Source organism: Kitasatospora sp. NPDC058162 (genome assembly GCF_042884005.1).
Taxonomy (GTDB): Bacteria; Actinomycetota; Actinomycetes; order Streptomycetales; family Streptomycetaceae; genus Kitasatospora.
Genome location: NZ_JBHVUS010000091.1, coordinates 1 through 1,335, shown reverse-complemented (window position 1 = coordinate 1,335; position 1,335 = coordinate 1). Strand labels below are relative to the sequence as shown.

Sequence of the window (1,335 nt, the reverse complement as noted above, 5' to 3'; positions counted from 1 at the left end):
GGGATGCTCTTATGGATGTCAAGCAGCGGTGATGAGCTGCTCGGCGGTGGTGTTCGGTGTGGTGGGTGCGGTTAGGACCCGGTAGATCTCGCGGGCGATGAACCGCTTGAGGCAGCGGATGATCTCCTTCTTCGAGAGGCCTTCGGTGGTCCTTCGCTGCATGTACTGCTTGGTGCGTTCGTCCCAGCGCAGGCGGCACAGGACGATGCGGTAGAGGGCTGCGTTGGCTGCCCGGTCGCCGCCGCGGTTGAGGCGGTGGCGGTGGGTGCGGCCGGAGGACGCCGGGAGCGGGGCGGCGCCGCAGAGCATGGCGAAGGCGGCTTCGGAGCGTAGGCGTTCGGGGTTGTCGCCGGCGGTGACCAGCAGCTGCCCGGCGACGTCCGCGCCGACACCGTTGAGGTCGAGCAGGGCCGGGGCGATCTCGGCGACCAGTGGGGCGATGAGGGCGTCGAGCTCGTCGATCTCCTCGCCGAGGCGCTGGTGGCGGCGGGCCAGGGTCCGCAGCGCGAGCCCGGTGGCGACGGCGGGCTCGCCGGCCCGTTCGGGGTCCGGGCGCGTGGTGGCGCAGGTGGTGATCAGCTGCCGGTCGCCCAGGTCCCGCAGCTCGGCTCGCAGCTGCTCGGGTGCGGTGATGATCAGGGTCTTCATCTGCCGTGTCACGTCCGCGCGTTGGCGTATCGCGCTGCGGCGGGCGACCCGCAGGCTTCGCAGGGCCTCGACGCGGCCGTCGCGTCGCTTGGGTATGCCAGTGCGGCGGGCGGACAAGGCGGCCCGGGCGGCGGCCTCGGCGTCGACCGGGTCCGACTTGCCCTGCCACCGGCGGGCCTTGCGGTCGGGGCGGTCGATCTCGACCACGCTCACGTCCTGCTCGCTCAGGTGGCGGGTCAGGCCGGCCCCGTAGGCGCCGGTGCCTTCCACGCCGACCAGCACCAGGGTGCCGAACGAGCGAAGCCAGGCCAGGAGAGCGGTGTAGCCCTGGGCGGTGGCCTCGAACTGCTCAGCGCCCAGCGGGCGCCCGGCGGAGTCGACGACGGCCGCGGTGTGGGTGTCCTTGTGGGTGTCGACGCCGCCGGTGATCTCGCGGTCCTGGTGTGCGATGGTGGACATCGCCGTCCTCTCCATTGATCCGGGTGGGGCGGCATCCGCCGGCCCGGCGGGCGGACAGGACAGTGAAGGGGCCTCTGGCCAGGCTCTTATGAAGTCACGCAAGCCGGGCCGGCGGATGCTCACGAGCGGCTTCCGGACGAGGCCGACAGATCCCGTTGAGGACCCGAGGTCAGTCAGAGGGCGGGTCAGACCTGCCCGGAAACCGCTCATGAACATCCTCACTGTCAG

1 protein-coding gene is annotated in these 1,335 nt (G+C 71.5%); it reads right to left on the bottom strand.

Translation table 11 applies throughout. The annotated features are described in order from the left end of the window. Nucleotides 1-18 precede the first annotated feature (18 nt). Nucleotides 19-1,107 (bottom strand): IS110 family transposase, encoded by a 1,089-nt coding sequence (locus ACFVXG_RS46140; RefSeq protein ID WP_387936505.1) that lies wholly within the window; start codon nt 1,105-1,107, stop codon nt 19-21. Nucleotides 1,108-1,335 lie beyond the last annotated feature (228 nt).